General features: G+C 67.2%; 17 protein-coding genes and 2 pseudogenes. 7 read left to right on the top strand and 12 right to left on the bottom strand.

The genetic code is table 11. The annotated features are described in order from the left end of the window. Positions 1-21 precede the first annotated feature (21 nt). From rarD to lspA, 3 genes are read right to left on the bottom strand one after another with little or no spacing between them, the layout of a single operon-like run. Complete coding sequence (gene rarD, locus A5724_RS29095; RefSeq protein WP_067810473.1) at positions 22-924, bottom strand: EamA family transporter RarD; 903 nt, start codon at positions 922-924, stop codon at positions 22-24. Further along, the gene (locus A5724_RS29090) at positions 921-1850 is read right to left on the bottom strand and encodes an RluA family pseudouridine synthase (RefSeq protein ID WP_067810471.1); all 930 of its coding nucleotides are present in this window, start codon (positions 1848-1850) and stop codon (positions 921-923) included. Before A5724_RS29090 ends, rarD begins: the two co-directional genes overlap by 4 nt. Then, a complete protein-coding gene (gene lspA / locus A5724_RS29085; protein WP_067810469.1) occupies positions 1847-2410 on the bottom strand; it encodes a signal peptidase II in 564 nt (187 codons plus the stop codon). Before lspA ends, A5724_RS29090 begins: the two co-directional genes overlap by 4 nt. Positions 2411-2453: 43 nt before the next feature. On the opposite strand from lspA, the gene A5724_RS29080 reads away from it, so the two are divergent. Beyond that, positions 2454-3386 (top strand): asparaginase, encoded by a 933-nt coding sequence (locus A5724_RS29080; RefSeq protein WP_067810468.1) that lies wholly within the window; start codon positions 2454-2456, stop codon positions 3384-3386. Positions 3387-3398: 12 nt separating this feature from the next. Further along, on the top strand, positions 3399-3851 hold the full coding sequence (locus A5724_RS29075) for a hypothetical protein (protein ID WP_067810789.1): 453 nt from the start codon (positions 3399-3401) through the stop codon (positions 3849-3851). Here A5724_RS29075 and A5724_RS29070 read toward each other — a convergent pair. After that, positions 3833-5182 carry a DNA polymerase IV gene (locus A5724_RS29070; RefSeq protein WP_197518827.1) on the bottom strand — a complete coding sequence of 450 codons (1350 nt, stop codon included), beginning with the start codon at positions 5180-5182 and terminating at the stop codon, positions 3833-3835. The genes A5724_RS29075 and A5724_RS29070 overlap by 19 nt on opposite strands. A 44-nt stretch (positions 5183-5226) precedes the next feature. Here A5724_RS29070 and A5724_RS29065 point away from each other — a divergent pair, with 44 nt between their 5' ends. Further along, on the top strand, positions 5227-5433 hold the full coding sequence (locus tag A5724_RS29065; RefSeq protein WP_067810464.1) for an RNA-binding S4 domain-containing protein: 207 nt from the start codon (positions 5227-5229) through the stop codon (positions 5431-5433). Between the two features lie 26 nt (positions 5434-5459). Here A5724_RS29065 and ileS read toward each other — a convergent pair whose 3' ends face one another. Both ileS and A5724_RS34020 read right to left on the bottom strand, forming a co-directional pair. Beyond that, on the bottom strand, positions 5460-8597 hold the full coding sequence (ileS, locus tag A5724_RS29060) for an isoleucine--tRNA ligase (RefSeq protein WP_369830680.1): 3138 nt from the start codon (positions 8595-8597) through the stop codon (positions 5460-5462). Between the two features lie 175 nt (positions 8598-8772). Continuing rightward, entirely contained in the window at positions 8773-8916 is a 144-nt protein-coding gene (locus tag A5724_RS34020; RefSeq protein ID WP_156752503.1) for a hypothetical protein, read from the bottom strand. An 18-nt stretch (positions 8917-8934) separates the two neighbouring features. Here A5724_RS34020 and A5724_RS34015 point away from each other — a divergent pair. Next, a pseudogene (locus A5724_RS34015) lies at positions 8935-9126 on the top strand (PaaI family thioesterase); the annotation flags it as partial. Here A5724_RS34015 and A5724_RS29055 read toward each other — a convergent pair. Continuing rightward, complete coding sequence (locus A5724_RS29055; protein ID WP_067810460.1) at positions 9108-9677, bottom strand: carboxymuconolactone decarboxylase family protein; 570 nt, start codon at positions 9675-9677, stop codon at positions 9108-9110. The pseudogene A5724_RS34015 and the gene A5724_RS29055 overlap by 19 nt on opposite strands. 170 nt (positions 9678-9847) lie before the next feature. Beyond that, positions 9848-10015 (bottom strand): annotated as a pseudogene (locus A5724_RS35250) (alcohol dehydrogenase); the annotation flags it as partial. Between the two features lie 31 nt (positions 10016-10046). On the opposite strand from A5724_RS35250, the gene A5724_RS29045 reads away from it, so the two are divergent. After that, the gene (locus A5724_RS29045) at positions 10047-10262 is read left to right on the top strand and encodes a dodecin (RefSeq protein ID WP_067810455.1); all 216 of its coding nucleotides are present in this window, start codon (positions 10047-10049) and stop codon (positions 10260-10262) included. A gap of 2 nt (positions 10263-10264) precedes the next feature. Here A5724_RS29045 and A5724_RS29040 read toward each other — a convergent pair whose 3' ends face one another. Further along, on the bottom strand, positions 10265-10909 hold the full coding sequence (locus A5724_RS29040; protein WP_067810452.1) for a hypothetical protein: 645 nt from the start codon (positions 10907-10909) through the stop codon (positions 10265-10267). A 136-nt stretch (positions 10910-11045) separates the two neighbouring features. Here A5724_RS29040 and A5724_RS29035 point away from each other — a divergent pair, with 136 nt between their 5' ends. Beyond that, positions 11046-11411 carry a DNA-binding protein gene (locus tag A5724_RS29035; RefSeq protein WP_067810446.1) on the top strand — a complete coding sequence of 122 codons (366 nt, stop codon included), beginning with the start codon at positions 11046-11048 and terminating at the stop codon, positions 11409-11411. A 51-nt stretch (positions 11412-11462) separates the two neighbouring features. Beyond that, a complete protein-coding gene (locus A5724_RS29030) occupies positions 11463-12197 on the top strand; it encodes a hypothetical protein (RefSeq protein ID WP_067810444.1) in 735 nt (244 codons plus the stop codon). On the opposite strand, the gene A5724_RS29025 is transcribed toward A5724_RS29030, so the two are convergent. The 3 genes from A5724_RS29025 to scpA are packed head-to-tail and all read right to left on the bottom strand — an operon-like array spanning position 12194 to position 16734. Then, positions 12194-13465, bottom strand: a complete 1272-nt coding sequence (locus tag A5724_RS29025) for a serine hydrolase domain-containing protein (RefSeq protein WP_067810442.1) — start codon at positions 13463-13465, stop codon at positions 12194-12196. The two genes, A5724_RS29030 and A5724_RS29025, sit on opposite strands and share 4 nt — an antisense overlap. 50 nt (positions 13466-13515) lie before the next feature. Next, positions 13516-14511 carry a methylmalonyl Co-A mutase-associated GTPase MeaB gene (meaB, locus tag A5724_RS29020; protein ID WP_067810438.1) on the bottom strand — a complete coding sequence of 332 codons (996 nt, stop codon included), beginning with the start codon at positions 14509-14511 and terminating at the stop codon, positions 13516-13518. After that, positions 14512-16734: a methylmalonyl-CoA mutase gene (gene scpA / locus A5724_RS29015; protein WP_067810437.1), complete on the bottom strand. Its 2223-nt coding sequence runs from the start codon at positions 16732-16734 to the stop codon at positions 14512-14514. It lies immediately after the preceding gene. Position 16735: the final 1 nt, after the last annotated feature.

Here is a 16735-nt window from a genome sequence, read left to right as displayed (position 1 = left end):
CCTCCTGACTCGATGGTGTCATCACAGAGATGACGATTCGAGTGAGCGCCGATCGACACTTGCCCGCCACAGCGCGTCGGCGCTGAAAACGGCCAGCGCCACCCAGATCAGCCCGAAGCCGAGCCACCTCGCGGGCGGCATCGGCTCGTGCCCGACCACCACGCCCCAGGTCAACTGCATGGCTGGGGTCAGGTAGAACAGCAGCCCCATCGTGACCAGTGGCAGCCGCTGCGCGGCGGCCGCGAACAGCAGCAGCGGAACCGCGGTCAACACGCCGGACATCACCATCAGCGCGATGTGGCCTGCGCCCAGGCCGGTGAACGTCGCGCGGCCGGTCACCTCGATGACGACGAGGAACGCCAGTGCCGGCGGCGTCGCGATAGCGGCCTCGATGCCGACGCTGACCCGCGGATCGACCGGGACCACCTTCTTCACCGCGCCGTAGGAGCTGAACGACAGCGCCAGCCCCAGCCCTATCAGCGGTGGCTGACCCACCTCGACCGTCAGCACCACCACTGCCACCACCGCGACCGCCAGCGCCGCGAACTGGGCGCGGTTGAGCCGCTCACGAAAGATCAGCAGGCCCAGCGCGACAGTGGCGAGCGGGTTGATGAAGTAGCCGAGGGCGGCGTCGACGACGTGGCCGTTGTTCACGGCGTAGATGTAGATGAGCCAGTTGGCGGAGATGAGCGCCGAAGCGAACGCCAGCAACAGCCAGGTGCGTCCCGACATCGCGCGAATGTCGCAGAGTCGGCGCACCGCCGCGATGACCACGACCATCAAGGCGAAACACCACACGATGCGGTGCGCCAGGATTTCGAACGGCCCCGCGGGTTCCAGCAGCGGGAAGAACGCGGGAAACAGTCCCCACGACGCGTACGCGCCGACCCCGAACAACAACCCCGCTCTACGCCGCTCGCTCACAGTTCGTGGTTACGCAACACGTCCAGCGCGTGTTGCAGATCGTCAGGATATGGGCTGCTGATCTCGACGCGACGACCGTCGGCGGGATGAGCGAACGCCAGCGACCGTGCGTGCAGCCATTGCCGTTCCAGGCCAAGCTTTTTCGCCAAGGTCGGGTCGGCGCCGTAGGTCAGATCCCCGGCACACGGGTGGTGTAGTGCGGCGAAGTGCACCCGGATCTGATGCGTGCGCCCGGTCTCCAGTTCGATGTCGAGCAGGCTCGCCGCCTGGTGCGCTTCCAGCGTGTCGTAATGCGTGACGCTGTGCCTGCCGTGTTCGGTCACCGCGAACTTCCAGTCGTGCCCGCGGTGCCTGCCAATCGGGGCGTCGATGGTTCCGCTCGACGGATCCGGGTGCCCCTGAACCAGTGCGTGGTAACGCTTTTCGACGGTTCGCTGCTTGAACGCCCGCTTCAGCACCGTGTAAGCGCGCTCGGACAGCGCCACCACCATGACGCCGGAGGTGCCGACGTCGAGGCGATGCACGATGCCCTGCCGCTCGTGAATGCCCGAGGTGCTGATGCGGAAACCCGCCGCGGCAAGGCCGCCGAGCACCGTCGGGCCGTGCCACCCGACCGTCGCATGCGCGGCCACCCCGGGCGGCTTGTCGACGGCGACGATGTCGGAGTCGGAGTACAGGATCGCCATGCCCTCAATGTCGACGGGCGTGTTCTCCACCGGCGCAGGCGCTTCCGGTAGCCGCACCTCCAACCAGGCGCCCGCCGTCAGCTTGTCGGACTTGCCCGCTAGCGCACCGTCCACCTCGACGCCGCCGTCTTCAGCCAGCGCCGCCGCAGCGGTCCGCGACAACCCGAGCAGCCGCGCGAGACCGGCGTCGACACGCATACCGGCCAGTCCCTCGGGGACTGGCATCGACCGCGTCGTCACTCGGACGAGTCAGCCTTGCGACGGCCGACCGTGTCGAAGTCAAAACCGAACAGCGACAACGCAACCAGCAGGATCGCACCGCCGACCACCGACGGGTCCGCCACGTTGAACACCGGCCACCACCCGATCGACAGGAAGTCCACCACGTGCCCGCGCAGCGGACCCGGTGAACGGAAGAACCTGTCGACCAGGTTGCCCATCGCGCCGCCCAGGATCATGCCCAGCCCGATCGCCCACCAGGGCGAGACCAGTCGCCTGCCCATCCAGATGATGCCGATCACCACCCCGGTGGCGATCAAGGTCAGCACCCAGGTGTAGCCGGTCGCCATCGAGAACGCCGCACCGGAGTTGCGCACCAACGTCCACGTGATGGTGTCGCCGACGATGGACACCGGCTGGCCGGGGGTCAACAACCGGACCGCGAGCACCTTGGTGACGATGTCCAGTATGAGGACCACCGCCGCGACGCCGAGCAGCAGGCGCAGCCGCTTCGGTGCAGGCTCGGACGGGGCCGCCTCGTCAGTCACGGGTTCGGCCGTCCCCGGGGATTCATCGGTCACTCCCCCATCATCGCAGGAGAGTCGTTTTGCGATGATTTCCCCCATGGGTCGCCTGGTCGTCGTCACCACCGGAGGCACCATCGCCACCAGCAGCGACGAGCACGGGATCAAGCGGCCGACCCGCAGCGGCGCCGATCTGACCGCAGGCCTCGACGTCGACGTGGTCGATCTGATGTCGGTTGACAGCTCGCAGCTGACACCGGCGCATTGGGACCGAATTCGCGACGCGGTGCTGACCGCCTGTAAGGATGCGGGCGCCGACGGCATCGTGGTCACGCACGGCACCGACACCATGGAGGAAACGGCGCTCTGGCTGGAGCTGACCTACGACGGCGCGGCGCCCGTAGTGGTTACCGGCGCGCTGCACAGCGCCGACGTACCGGACGCCGACGGGCCCGCGAACCTGCGCGACGCGCTCGCGCTGGCGGGCAGCCCGGATGCCCGCGGCCTCGGCGTGCTGGTGAGCCTGGCGGGCACGGTGTGGCAACCGCTGGGCCTGCAGAAGACCGCGACTGGTGACCTGCGCGGGTTCACCGGCGACGTGCTCGGCACCATGGTCGACGGCCGGTATCTGCCGCAGCGCGACAAGGCGCGGCCGTATCTGGGGCCGCTGTCGGCGGCGCAGGCGCCCCGGGTAGACACCGTCGCGGTGTACGCGGGGTCCGACGCGGTCGCGATGGATGCCTATGTGGCGGCAGGCGCCCGCGGCATCGTGCTGCAGGCCGTCGGTTCGGGCAATGCAGGCGCGGCCGTGGTCGACGGGGTGCGGCGGCACTGCCGCGACGGCGTCACGGTGGCGGTGTCGACGCGGGTGCCCGGCGGGCACGTCAACGCCGGCTACGGGCCGGGCCGCGAGTTGGTGGACGCCGGGGCCGTCGTGGTACCCCAACTGCCCGCCGCGCAGGCGAGGGTGTTGGTGATGGCCGCGCTGGCGGCCGGCTCACCCGTCGGCGACGTCGTCGCCCGCTGGGGCTGATAGAACCAAATGATGGAGTCGAGGTGGACCGCGGCCGCGATCGCCGGTCTGGCGCTGGCCGCCGCACCGCCCGCGGGCGCCGAACCGCCTGCCGACGACATTCGCGCCTACCCGATCGCGCAGGGCAACTACACCACGCCGAACGACTTCTACTACGTCTTCTTCAGGACACCAGACGGCCGATCATGCGGCATCGGGCCGAACGGCGGCCCGGTGGGCTGCGACGCCGTGCCCACCGATGCGCCGCCGGACACCAACCAGACCGTCGTCAACAGCTGGGCGCCCGCGGAATACCGCCACTCGGACACCGCGTCGTTCACCCGTGACGTCGCCGTCCTCCCGGCGGGGCAGCGGCTGGAGAACTGGGGTGTGAGTTGCGCTGTCGTGGGCGACGGGGCGGTGCGCTGCGAGACGTACAACAGCCACGGCTTCCTGCTGGCCCCCTCCTACGGCGAACTCTGGTAACGGCTCAGCTCGTCGACGTAGTCCGGCCAGTCGAGGCTGTCGACGGGGTTGGCCCGCGCAATCCGCGGCTCGTCGTCGGGAAACGTGCGCGCCGGGCCTGGGCCCGTGCCGCGCGTCTCGAACCGCACGGTCATCACGCCATGTCCCGCCCCTTGAATCCAGCCGTGGCCGTAGTCGGTGTGCACTACATCGTCGCCGATCCGCCACGCGGGCCCAGTGGCCGCAAGTTCGGTGACGGTCGGGCCCACGCTGGTGTTCGACACGTCCTCGGCCGCCAATTCCAAGTCGGGGAACAACGATTCCTGGCGTACGTCGGTCAATCCCGAAAACCCGACGCCGACAAGGCGAATCGGGCCGATCTCGAGGGGGTCGAGCAGCAGCCGCCGCGCCATCGCGGTCAGCGTCGACGCATCGGTGGTGGCGTACGGAAGGGTCGCGGACCGCGTGAGGATGCTCATATCGGATTTCTTCAGCTTGACGGTGACGGTGCGCGCTCCGCGACCGTCCTTCTCCAACCGTGCGTGGGCGTGTTCGCCGATGGGCCCCAACGCCTCCCGCAGCTGATCGAGCGTGGTCAGGTCTTCGGCGAAGGTGGATTCGGCGCTGATCTGTTTGGCGGGGGCGTTCTCGGCGACGGGCCGGTCGTCGATGCCCTGCGCGAGCCGGTGCAGCGCGGCGCCGACGGCCGTGCCGAGGATGTTCGCGGCCTCGGCGTCGGACAGCGCGGCGAGTTGGCCGATGGTCTCGATGCCGAGCCGATGCAGCTTCTCCTCGGCCACCGGCCCGATGCCCCACAACCGACGCACCGGAAGGCCGTGCAGCAGAACGGTTTCCTCGTCGCGGCGCACCACCCGGATGCCGTCGGGCTTGGCCAGGTCGGAGGCGATCTTGGCGATCTGTTTGCCTGAGCCGGCACCGACGGACGCGACCAGCCCGGTCTCGTCGCGGATCCTGGCCTTCAGGTGCCTGCAGAACGCCTCGACGTCGTCGGCACTCGCACCCGCCAGTTCCGGGGGTTCGCCGAACGCCTCGTCGAACGACAACTGCTCGAGGACCGGCACGAGGGTTCGGACCGTTTCGAACACGCGGCGACTGGCCACGCCGTAGACCACGCCGCGCGGCGGCAGCACGACGGCGGCGGCGCCGACCAGGCGGCGGGCCTGGTGCATCGGCATGGCGGAGCGCGCGCCGTACACCCGCGACTCGTAGCTGGCGCCCGCCACCACGCCGCGTCCGCCGAGACCGCCGACGAGCACTGGCCTGCCCCGCAGCGTGGGCCGGGTCAACTGCTCGACGGATGCGAAGAACGCATCCATGTCGAAGTGCAGCACCCAACGATCCATGGCGCCGATGCTAGGGGGCTAGCGTGACGGGAATGCACGACGTGCCGATTCGCGACGAGACGATCCGGTTGGGTCAGTTCCTGAAACTGGCTGGCCTGATCGACAGCGGGGCAGACGCCAAAGCCGTCATCGCCGACGGGCTGGTCATCGTGAACGACGAGATCGAGCGCCGCAGGGGCAGGCAGCTTCGTTCCGGCGACACCGTGTCGTTCGACGGCCGCAGTGCACGGGTCGGCTGACCGGTCCGTTACGGCCCCTTGGCGGGTCAGGCCTGCGCGATCGCTACCCGCACGCCGCCGCTCAACTTCGCGCCGTCGACGGGCTCGGCGAACTGGAAACTGGTCGCGAGGATCTCGCCAGCGATCAGATCGGCGTGCGTCCGGGCCCACTGCTCGCGTTCGGAGGGCACCGCGATGGTGACGCGGATCCGGTCCGACACGTCGAGACCGGTCGACTTGCGCAGATCCTGCAGCTCACGGATCAGGTCGCGGGCCCAGCCCTCGGCCTCCAGTTCTTCGGTCACGGTGCCGTCGAGGACCACCAGTCCGGCACCGTCGGGCAGTGCGCTGGTGTACTCCGGGTCGGCGGCCACCAACCGCGAGCTGTACTCCTCCGGCTGCAGCAGGGCCGGACCCGCCGTCAAGGTGCCGTCGGCGTTGACCACCGCTTCGCCCGCCTTGACGGCCTTGATCGCGGCCTGCACATCCTTGCCCAGCCGCGGGCCTGCCGCCTTGGCGTTGACGGTCAGCTCGAAACGCCCGTAGGTGTCGATGTCGTCGGTCAACTCGACCGCCTTGACGTTGAGCTCATCGGCGAGCAGGTCCGCGAACGGCGCCAGCCGCTGCGGATTGTCCACTGCCACAGTCAGTTTCGGCAGCGGTAGGCGTACCCGCAGCTTCTTCGCCTTGCGCAGCGACGACGCCGCCGATGCGACCTCGCGGACCAGGTCCATATCGGCCACCAGGTCAGGGTCGGTGGGCACCACACCGGCCTCCGGCCAGTCCGTCAGGTGCACGGACCGCTCACCGGTGACGCCGCGCCAGATGACCTCGGTGATCAGCGGGAGCAGCGGCGCCGCCAGCCTGCCGGTCACCTCGAGCACCGTATGCAGCGTGTCGATCGCGTCGGCGTCCTCCTCCCAGAACCGCTGACGCGACCGTCGCACATACCAATTCGTCAACGCCTCGGTGAACTGCCGCAACTGATCGCATGCGCCGAAGATGTCGCACACGTCCAGCGACGCGGTCAGGTCGTCACGCAACTCGGCGAGCTTGGCCAGGATGTAGCGGTCCAGCACATGCGGCGAGTCGGTGCGCCAGGTGCCCTTCTTCGGCGCGTACAGCGCCAGAAACGTATACGCGTTCCACAACGGCAGCAGCACCTGCCGCACACCCTCGCGGATGCCCTGCTCGGTGACGATCAGGTTGCCGCCGCGCAGGATCGGCGAGGCCATCAGAAACCACCGCATCGCGTCGGAGCCGTCGCGGTCGAACACCTCGGTCACGTCGGGGTAATTGCGCAGCGACTTGCTCATCTTCTGGCCGTCGTTGCCCAGCACGATGCCGTGTGCCACACAGGTTTTGAACGCTGGCCGGTCGAACAGCGCCGTGGCGAGCACGTGCAGTGTGTAGAACCAGCCGCGGGTCTGACCGATGTACTCGACGATGAAGTCGCCGGGGAAATGCGTGTCGAACCAGTCCTGGTTCTCGAACGGGTAGTGCACCTGCCCGTAGGGCATGGACCCGGAGTCGAACCACACGTCGAACACGTCCTCGATGCGCCGCATCGTCGAGCGCCCGGTCGGATCATCGGGATTGGGTCGGGTCAGCTCATCGATGTACGGCCGGTGCAGATTGTCCGGCCGCACCCCGAAGTCGCGCTCGAGTTCGTCGAGGCTGCCGTACACGTCGATCCGCGGGTAATCCGGGTTGTCGGACTTCCACACCGGAATCGGGCTGCCCCAGTATCGGTTTCGCGAGATCGACCAGTCCCGCGCGCCTGCCAGCCACTTGCCGAACTGGCCGTCCTTGACGTGCTCGGGATACCAGGTGATGTCCTGGTTGAGTTCGACCATCCGGTCCTTGAAGTCGCTGACCTTGATGAACCACGACGACACCGCCCGGTAGATCAACGGGTTTCGGCACCGCCAGCAGTGCGGGTAGGAGTGTTCGTAGGTCTCGTGGCGCAACAGCACCGCGCCGTTGGCCGCCGCCGCGCGACCCTGGTTCTTCAGGTCGCGGATGATCTGCGGGTTCGCGTCGAACACGTGCTGGCCGGCGTAGTCCGGGACGGTGTTGTCGAAGCGGCCCTTGGCGTCGACCGGCGTGACCGCGGTGATGCCCGCGGGCTGAGTTGTCGCCATGTCGTCCTCGCCGTACGCCGGCGACATGTGCACGATGCCGGTGCCGTCCCCGGTGCTGACGAAATCGGCGGCCAACACCCGGAACGAGTTCGGCGCGTCCATGAAATACGGGAACGGCGGCAGATACCGGGTTTCCAGCAGATCGCGGCCGGTGTAGGTGGCCAGCACCTCCGGTTCCTCGCCCAGTTCGCGCGCATAGGCCGCAAGCCGAGCCTGCGCCAGCACGTAACGCCGGTCGTCGGGACCCGCCACCAACACGTAGGTGACGTCGCGGCCCACCGCGACGGCCTGGTTCGACGGCAGCGTCCACGGTGTCGTCGTCCAGATCAACAGGTAGGCGCCCTCGAGTGGGCCCTCGCTGACCTTGAAGCCGACCGTGATCGCCGGGTCCTGACGGCTCTGGTAGACGTCGTCGTCCATCCGCAGTTCGTGGTTGGACAGCGGCGTCTCGTCGTTCCAGCAGTACGGCAGCACCCGATTGCCTTCGTAGGCAAGGCCTTTGTCCCACAGCTGCTTGAACGCCCAGATCACCGACTCCATGAAGCCGAGATCCAGTGTCTTGTAGTCGTTGTCGAAGTCGACCCAGCGGGCCTGGCGGGTGACGTAGGCGCGCCACTCGTTGGTGTATTTGAGCACCGACTCGCGGCAGGCTTCGTTGAACTTCTCGATGCCCATCTCTTCGATCTGCGCCTTGTCGGCGATGCCGAGTTGGCGTTGCACCTCGAGTTCGGCGGGCAGGCCGTGGGTATCCCACCCGAACCGGCGCTCCACCTTGTATCCGCGCATCGTGCGATAGCGCGGCACGATGTCCTTCACATAGCCGGTCAGCAGATGCCCGTAGTGCGGCAGGCCGTTGGCGAACGGCGGACCGTCGTAGAAGACGTATTCCGGCGCACCCTCACGCCGCGCGACGCTGGCGCGGAACGTGTCGTCTTTCTCCCAGTAGTCGAGGACGTCGCACTCGAGATCCGGGAACTTCGGGGCTCCGGATGTCGGCTTCGGATATGCGGTCACTGTGGTGCGTAGTCTCCATGCCGAGATGTCCAGGCACGGGGACGACGTCGCGCCGGTGCGCGAGCGCCGCGGTACCACCCCGCTTGCGCACACTGCTGTGCGCCGCTCAACTGCAGGCGATGACGGGCCCACCCGTTCGGGTCTACTTGGCTGGTTCAGCTGTTCTTCCGAAGGCTCCCCGGTGATGGCCGGATCGATGCCGTTAGCCCGATTCTAGTGGGCGCCGCAAATCAGGCTGACCAGGCGCCGCGTCGCCCGCCCGGCCGGATCCGACGATGCCGCTGACGACGGTCTCGCTCGCCGCCATCGACTGCACGACCTGGGTCAGCAGCGTCAGCAGGTCCATCGGATGCCACCGGGGGTCGATCAGGGCACGCGCGCCTGCACGCTCTCGATGACGGTGAACTGTGTCGGCGCCGCGAAACGCTCAGACTTGATCTGTCATGCCCGTACCGTGCGCAGGCCCGAGGAACTCACCTTCGCCGAGATCACCGCGACCGACGGCGACGGCATCGTCGTCGCGCACGCGGTGCAGACCTATCGGCTCGGCGGCTGACCGTCCGGCGGCCAGCTCTCGACCCCGTCCTCCAGCGGCACCTCGAGGCTGTGCAGCATCGAGGCGATCATCCGCCACGCCCCGATCGCGGTCACCAACTCGATCAACACCCCAGGATCGGCGCCGAGTTCCCGCTCGCACACCTCCCACGTCTGCGCGCCGACCGCGCCGTCGCGGACCACGTCGTCGGTGGCGGCCAACACCGCGCGCTCGGCGGCACCGAAGCCGGTGTGCGCCGAGGGGTCTTGGACGCCGAGCAGGTCGTCGGCCGGCACCCCGAGCCCGCACGCCACCCGCCAGTGCTGCGTCCATTCGTAGTCGCACGCGGTCAGCCAGCCGATCCGCATGATCACCAACTCCCGCAGCCGCGGCGCGAGCCTGCCGTGCCACAGCATCGTGGCGAGCAGGTCATTGATGGCACGCGCGAGCGTCGGATGGTTCAAAAGCACTTGGAAGATCGACAATTCGGCCATGTAGTCGGGCACGCCCGCCTCGTCGGCGGCGGCCTTGGCCTCGTCGATCGGCAAGCGCGGAACACGAGCTTCGGTCATGGCATCACCACCCCGTGTACCGGCGGGACGTCGTCACGCTTCCCCGCCATCGTTGCCAACAGGTCTTCTGCCGCGTCGAGCCCAACCACACGAAGCTCCTTCAGCACCACCATGTCGGGCCTGAATTTCGGTGCGCCGCTGTCAAATCCGCGGGTTCCGGCCACGACGACGCCTGCGAGTTGGCCGGTGCACTCCTCGTGGTCCGTGCCGCACAGTCCGCAGGGTTGCACCGAGACCAGCGCGACGTCCTCGCCGACATCGGGTAGTGGCAGTTTGCGAAGCACCAGGCGGTGCGGCCGTTCCAACACCAGGGCGCGCGCGCTCGCCGACTTCGGCATAGCCGCACCCTAAACCGCGTAGCGTCGCGACATGAGCGATCACACGTACCGAATCATCGAGATCGTCGGCAGTTCGCCCGACGGTATCGACGCGGCGATTCGCAACGGGATATCCCGCGCCTCGGAGACGATGCGCGGCCTGGACTGGTTCGAGGTCCAGTCAGTCCGCGGTCACCTCGAGGACGGTGCCATCGGGCATTTTCAAGTCACGCTGAAAGTCGGCTTCCGCCTCGAAGATGCCCAATGACCTCACACCGGAGCGGCGGCGTCCGACGTCATCTGGAAGAGCGCCAGCGCGAACTGCTCGGTGAGCTCTTCGATGGTGTAGCGGTCGAACCGGGTGGTGTCGTACCACCAGTCCAGGTGCAGCAGCCCGTCGACGCGGTAGACCCGCAGTTCGAGCGCGTAGCCGAGGCCCGGCGGCGTCTCGTACGACGGGTCGGTGCCGTCGGCCAGGTCGCCGATGTAGTTGAGGAAGAGCTCCGACGACAGCTGCGCAGACGGGGCGGGTAATGCGTTGAGCGTGCGGTGCACGTCGCGCAGCATGTCCGTCGGGCTCGCCTGCCGGTCGGACGCGCACAACAGCGGGATCGCGTGCAACAGCCAACGCCGTTCGCCAGTGACGTCGATGGCGACGACACCCTCACCGATGGTGCGAGCAATCGTTCGCCCGAGCGCGGCAAGCAAGATCTCGTCGGCGGCCACCCCCAGCCATTCGGTTGCTCCGTCAACTTCCGCGGTCACCTCGTCGGACGGGGCGGTGGACAGTTTGTCCAGGACCGGAGCGGTCCCTTCGGCAATGTCATGGTCGGCGACCCGCAACGTGGGCAAGGCCATGGCGTCGACCGGATACGTCAAGTCACGGGTGTGATCAGCTACATACGGAGCAACCATGTAGCTAACCGTACACCCGTTTCCCAAAAATGGGAGACTCCTCCCAAAACTGTGACGCCAGTGTCAATAACGGCTAATCCCTCCTATTTGCGAACGTTGCTACCCAAACCCGGGATGCAGGCTTTATGGTGTATTAATGCCACGGACCGATGAGAACGGCAGACAGCTCAAGGCGTTGCTCGACTACCTCCTCGACGGCGAGATCGATGCCAAAGACATTTATGACGCCCTCGGCATCTCCAGCAGCACCTATTACCGGCGAATCAAAGAAGCCGACTATCCCAATGCCGAGGAGCTGCGCCGAGTAGCCGACAGGTTCGCGCTCAGCTATCCCGACCTGCAAATCCAGTTCGGCTTGATGAGCCGCCAAGAGGTGTGGAGCTACATCGAATCGGCCCCGTTCACGATGACGGCCGTACAAGACGCCGTGGAAACCAAGCAGACGACCCGGCCGCCGAAACTGTCCGAGATGAAGCCGAGAGCAGACGCTCCTCCTCTTTAGGACGGATAGGCCGTACACTTTGCTGACAGGTTCAGTACGAAGGCAACTCTCATGGCTCTGGCAACACTCATAGCGATCACCCTCGGGTGTATCGCGTGGAGCCTGTGGATCCGTCGCGTCACATGGTCGTGCCGATGGGAAGTCGCCGCCACCCTGAACATCGCGCTGCAGGGCATCGCGGTGATCCTGATGTCGCCGCTGGCCTCGGAAACCCTCGGTCACTGGCTGCACGCCCTGACCGGCATGTGGAACCTCGAGGACTACATCGGCCACGACGCCTACATCGTGGCCGCCTCCGCCGTCGTCTACAACGCGTTGGGCAGACTCGCCGACGACCACGCCATGCAGATCTCCTTCAAGCAATATGTGGAGCGGCCGGCCACGCTGTGCATCCCGCTGCTGCTGGTGACATTCTCGATCGGTAACGGCGCCACCGTCTATCGCCCCGACTTCTTCGAGGTACCGACCGACTTCTGGCTCAACACGTACTGGCTGCTGCTCTGCGGCATGTTGATCTATCTACTGACCTACGGGGCGCGCGCGCTGCTGATCCTGCGCCAGGACCCGCGGTCGCGGAAGATCGCGAACATCTATCTGGTCGCTTCCGCCAGCGGCATCCTCGCCTGCGTCGTGCGCATCGTCACCGCCTACGTGCCGCCACTGCAGACCGTCGAGGGCGGCACGCTGGTCTGGATCTTCGCCTGCGGTTGCGGCGCCGGATTCGCGCTGACGTCCGCGCAGTCCTGGCGGATCAAGACCAAGTGGTTCACCCGCGCCAGTAATTAACCCGCGACGGGCTTCGGCATCTCGTACGGTGCGCCGAACGCAGGCGTGGTCTGGTAGCCCCGCTTACGCGCTTGTGCCGCGTCGCGGCGGATCAGGGCGTGCAGTCCGGCGAACACCGCCTGGTCCAGCACCATGCGGGTGAGCAGGCGGTTGTGCACGAACCCGAAGGACAGCCCGGACGACGGATCGGCCCAGCCGACAGAGCCTGCCAGGCCGGCGTGTCCGAAGCCAGGCATCAGCCCCGGCGGGATCGGCAGCGAGTGGTAGCCGAGGTGGAAGCTCAACGGCATGAAGATGTTGCGGTCGGGCAGCAGGCTGGGCTTGCCGGTCAACCCGGCCGTCAGCTCCTCGGACAGAAACTGCGTGCCCTCGATGCGGCCACCGTTGGCAAGCGCGGCGTACACCTTGGCCAGGCTGCGAGCGGTGGCCACCCCGTTCGCCGCGGGGATCTCGGAGTCCAGGAACGGCGTGTCGCCCTGCACAACGGCCTTCATTCCGGGGAAGTACATCGAGCCGAAGCCGCCGGAGTACTGCAGCGCGGCGACCCGGGGTGCGACGAAGTTGAACAGCGGATTGCTGAACGTGCCCTGGGGCGCCAGGATCTGCGCGGCCCGCGTCGGCGACTCGATGGGCGGACGGCCGAGGTGCAGCCCATCGGTGTTCAGCGGCTCGGCCAGTTCCTCCCGGATCAGCACCCGCATGCCCTTGCCGGTGACGGCGCGGGCAAGTCCCGACATCAGCCAGCCGTAGGTCAGCGCGTGGTACGCGGGCTTGCCGTAGAGCACCTTGTTCACCGACGCGGCCGCGAGGCGGGCCTCCATCGCGTGATGGTCCATCAACTCGGCCTTGCTCACGCCGTTGAGCTGAGACAGGCCGGCCCGGTGGCGCATCACGTCGCGAACGGTGATGCGGCTCTTGCCGTTGGCTGCGAACTCCGGCCAGTACTCGGCGACCGGGGTGTCGTAGTCGACCAGGCCGCGGTCGGCCAGCCGGTGGATGACCGTCGAGGCCAGGCCCTTGGTCACCGACCACACCATCGCGCCGGTGTCGGCGGTCCAGTACTGCGTGCCGCGCCGGTCCGCGTATCCGGTCCAGACGTCGACGACGGGCTCACCGTGCAGGTAGACCGCTAACGCGCCCCCGCCGAACCGCCTACCGGGAAACAGCTGTCGAAACGCGCGGACCGTACAGGCGAAGCTGGAGTCGGCAGCGCCCTGTACGCCGTGTGGAAGCGCCGCGCTGCGCTCCCCGTTTTTGACACCCGTCACAATGTATTGAATTTACCTGCAACCCCGGCAAATAAACGAAGTGTTACCAATTAGTTAGGTCTCGGAACGTCAGCGGCGTCCAGCAGCTGTTGTGCAGCAAGCGTGGGGGTCAGTTCCCCATCGCGTACTTTGCGTTCCACCTCGGGGCGAATCTCGCGGACGCCGGGATGGGACAGCACCCGGTCCAGCACCGCGTCGCGGACCATCGACCAGGTCCACTCCACCCGCTGCGCACGCCGGCGCGCCTCGAACTCCCCCGCCTCGGTGAGCACCTGCCGATGTTTTTCCACGGTGTCCCACAGCTCCGTCAATCCGCGGCCCTCCATCGCGCTCATCGTCAAAACCGGTGGGCGCCAGAGGGTTTCGCGCGGATAGATGAGACGGATGGCGCCGGTGAGTTCGCGGGCCGCCTTCTTGGCTTCGGCCGCATGCTCACCGTCGGCTTTGTTGACCACCACGATGTCGGCGAGTTCGAGCACGCCCTTCTTGATGCCCTGCAGCTGGTCGCCGGTGCGCGCGAGGGTCAGGAACACGAATGTGTCGACCATGTTCGCGACCGTCACCTCGGACTGCCCGACGCCGACGGTCTCCACCAGGATGACGTCGAAGCCGGCCGCCTCGAGCAGCACGATCGTCTCACGAGTGGCTCTGGCCACCCCGCCGAGCGTCCCTGAGGTGGGCGACGGCCGGATGTAGGCGTCCGGGTGCACCGCGAGTTTCGCCATCCGCGTCTTGTCGCCGAGTATCGAGCCGCCGGTGCGGGTCGACGACGGGTCGACGGCCAGCACGGCCACCCGGTGCCCCTGCTCGATCAGATGCATGCCGAGCGCCTCGATGGTGGTCGACTTGCCGACGCCGGGCACCCCGGTGATGCCGACATGCATGGCCTCGGCGCAGTCGGCGTCACCCGTCAGCTCGAGCAGCAGCTGCTGGGCCTGCTTCCGGTGATCGGCCCGCGTCGACTCGACCAGCGTGATGGCCTTCGGCAGCGCGGCACGGTCGCCGGCGCGGACGGCGGCCGCCAGTTCCTCGACCGAGCTGGCCATCTAGCTCAGGTCGTAGCCGAGTCGCTCGGCCAGCTTCTGCAGCAGGCCGATAGCGGCATCGGCGATCACCGTGCCCGGCGGGAAGATCGCGTTCGCGCCCGCGGCGTACAGCTCGTCGAAGTCGCCGGGCGGGATGACACCACCGACCACGATCATGATGTCTTCCCTGCCCACTTCGACGAGCGCGTCGCGCAGCGCGGGCACCAGCGTCAGGTGCCCCGCCGCCAGTGACGACACCCCGACCACGTGCACGTCGTTGTCGGCGGCTTGACGCGCGACCTCCTGCGGGGTGGAGAACAGCGAGCCGACGTCGACGTCAAAGCCGATGTCCGCGAACGCCGTTGCGATCACCTTCTGACCGCGATCGTGCCCGTCCTGGCCCATCTTGGCGACCAGGATGCGGGGCCTGCGGCCGTCGGCCTCGGCGAACTTCTCGACGAGCTCTGTCGCGCTGGCGATGTTGCTGACCTTTCCGACTTCGTCGCGGTAGACCCCGGCGATGGTACGGATCTCAGCCTGATGGCGTCCCCAAACCTTCTCGAGGGCATCGGAGATCTCGCCGACGGTGGCCTTGGCCCGCGCCGCGTTGATGGCCAGTTCGAGCAGATTGCCTGTCCCGTCTGCAGCACGACTCAGCTCTGCAAGGGCAGCCTCGACGGCGTTCGGGTCACGGTCGGCGCGCAACTGCTCGAGCTTGGCGATCTGCTCGGCCCGTACCCTGCTGTTGTCGACCTTGAGCACCTCGATCTCGTGGTCCTCGTCAACCTGGTACTTGTTCACGCCGATCACGGGCTGCTGGCCGGAGTCGATGCGCGCCTGGGTGCGTGCCGCAGCCTCTTCGATGCGCATCTTGGGGATTCCGTCACTGATGGCCTGCGCCATCCCGCCGTGTTCGTTGACTTCCTTGATGTGCGTGCGCACCCGCTGCGCCAGCTGATGGGTCAGCCACTCGACGTAATACGAGCCGCCCCACGGATCGATCGGCCGCGTGGTCCCCGACTCCTGCTGCAGCAGCAGCTGCGTGTTGCGTGCGATGCGGGCCGAGAAGTCGGTGGGCAGGGCCAGCGCCTCGTCGAGCGCATTGGTGTGCAGCGACTGGGTGTGTCCCTGGGTCGCGGCCATCGCCTCGATGCAGGTCCTCGCGACGTTGTTGAACGGATCCTGCGCCGTCAGCGACCAGCCCGAGGTTTGCGAATGTGTGCGCAGCGAAAGGGATTTCGCGTCCTTCGGGCCGAACTCCGCGACCAGCTCACTCCACAGCAGCCGACCCGCCCGCAGCTTGGCGACCTCCATGAAGAAGTTCATCCCGATGCCCCAGAAGAACGACAGCCGGGGTGCGAACTTGTCGATGTCCAGGCCGGCGTCCAGGCCCGCCTTGATGTACTCGACCCCGTCGGCCAGCGTGTACGCCAGCTCCAAATCGGCTGTCGCACCGGCTTCTTGGATGTGATAGCCGGAGATCGAGATCGAGTTGAACTTCGGCATCTTGGCGCTGGTGTAGCCGAAGATGTCGGAGATGATCCGCATCGACGCCTTGGGCGGATAGATGTAGGTGTTGCGGACCATGAACTCTTTGAGGATGTCGTTCTGAATGGTCCCGGCCAGCTTCTCCGGCGGCACACCCTGTTCCTCGGCCGCCACCACGTACAGCGCCAGGATCGGCAGCACCGCGCCGTTCATGGTCATGGACACCGACACCGTGGACAGGTCGATACCGTCGAACAGTTGGCGCATGTCGAGGATGGAATCGATTGCCACGCCTGCCATTCCGACGTCGCCCTGCACGCGCGGATGGTCGGAGTCGTAGCCGCGGTGGGTGGCCAGATCGAAGGCCACCGACAGACCCTTCTGACCGGCCGCGAGGTTGCGGCGGTAGAACGCGTTGGACTCGGCGGCGGTCGAGAAACCGGCGTACTGGCGGATGGTCCACGGCTGGTTGACGTACATGGTCGGGTAGGGACCGCGGGTGTACGGCGGGGCGCCGGGGAGGCTGTCCAGCGGATAGCCGGCGTCGGCGACGGCATCACGGTCGGCGCCGATGTAGACCGGTTTGACGTCGATACCCTCCGGCGTGGCCCAGACCAGTTGGTCGGACGAGTAGCCATGGGCGGCCGCCGCGGCTTCGACCGCTTTCGCGACGGCAACGTCGGTCGCCGGTGCGCTATTGTGCTCGCCGTGCAACGGAACGTCGGCGAAACTCCCGATGCCTGTAGTCGCAGTCATG

The sequence above is a fragment of the Mycobacterium sp. ACS1612 genome (genome assembly GCF_001667505.1).
Taxonomy (GTDB): Bacteria; Actinomycetota; Actinomycetes; order Mycobacteriales; family Mycobacteriaceae; genus Mycobacterium.
Note: the sequence above shows the minus strand (reverse complement) of the source record. Positions and strands in the feature narration are given on the sequence as shown.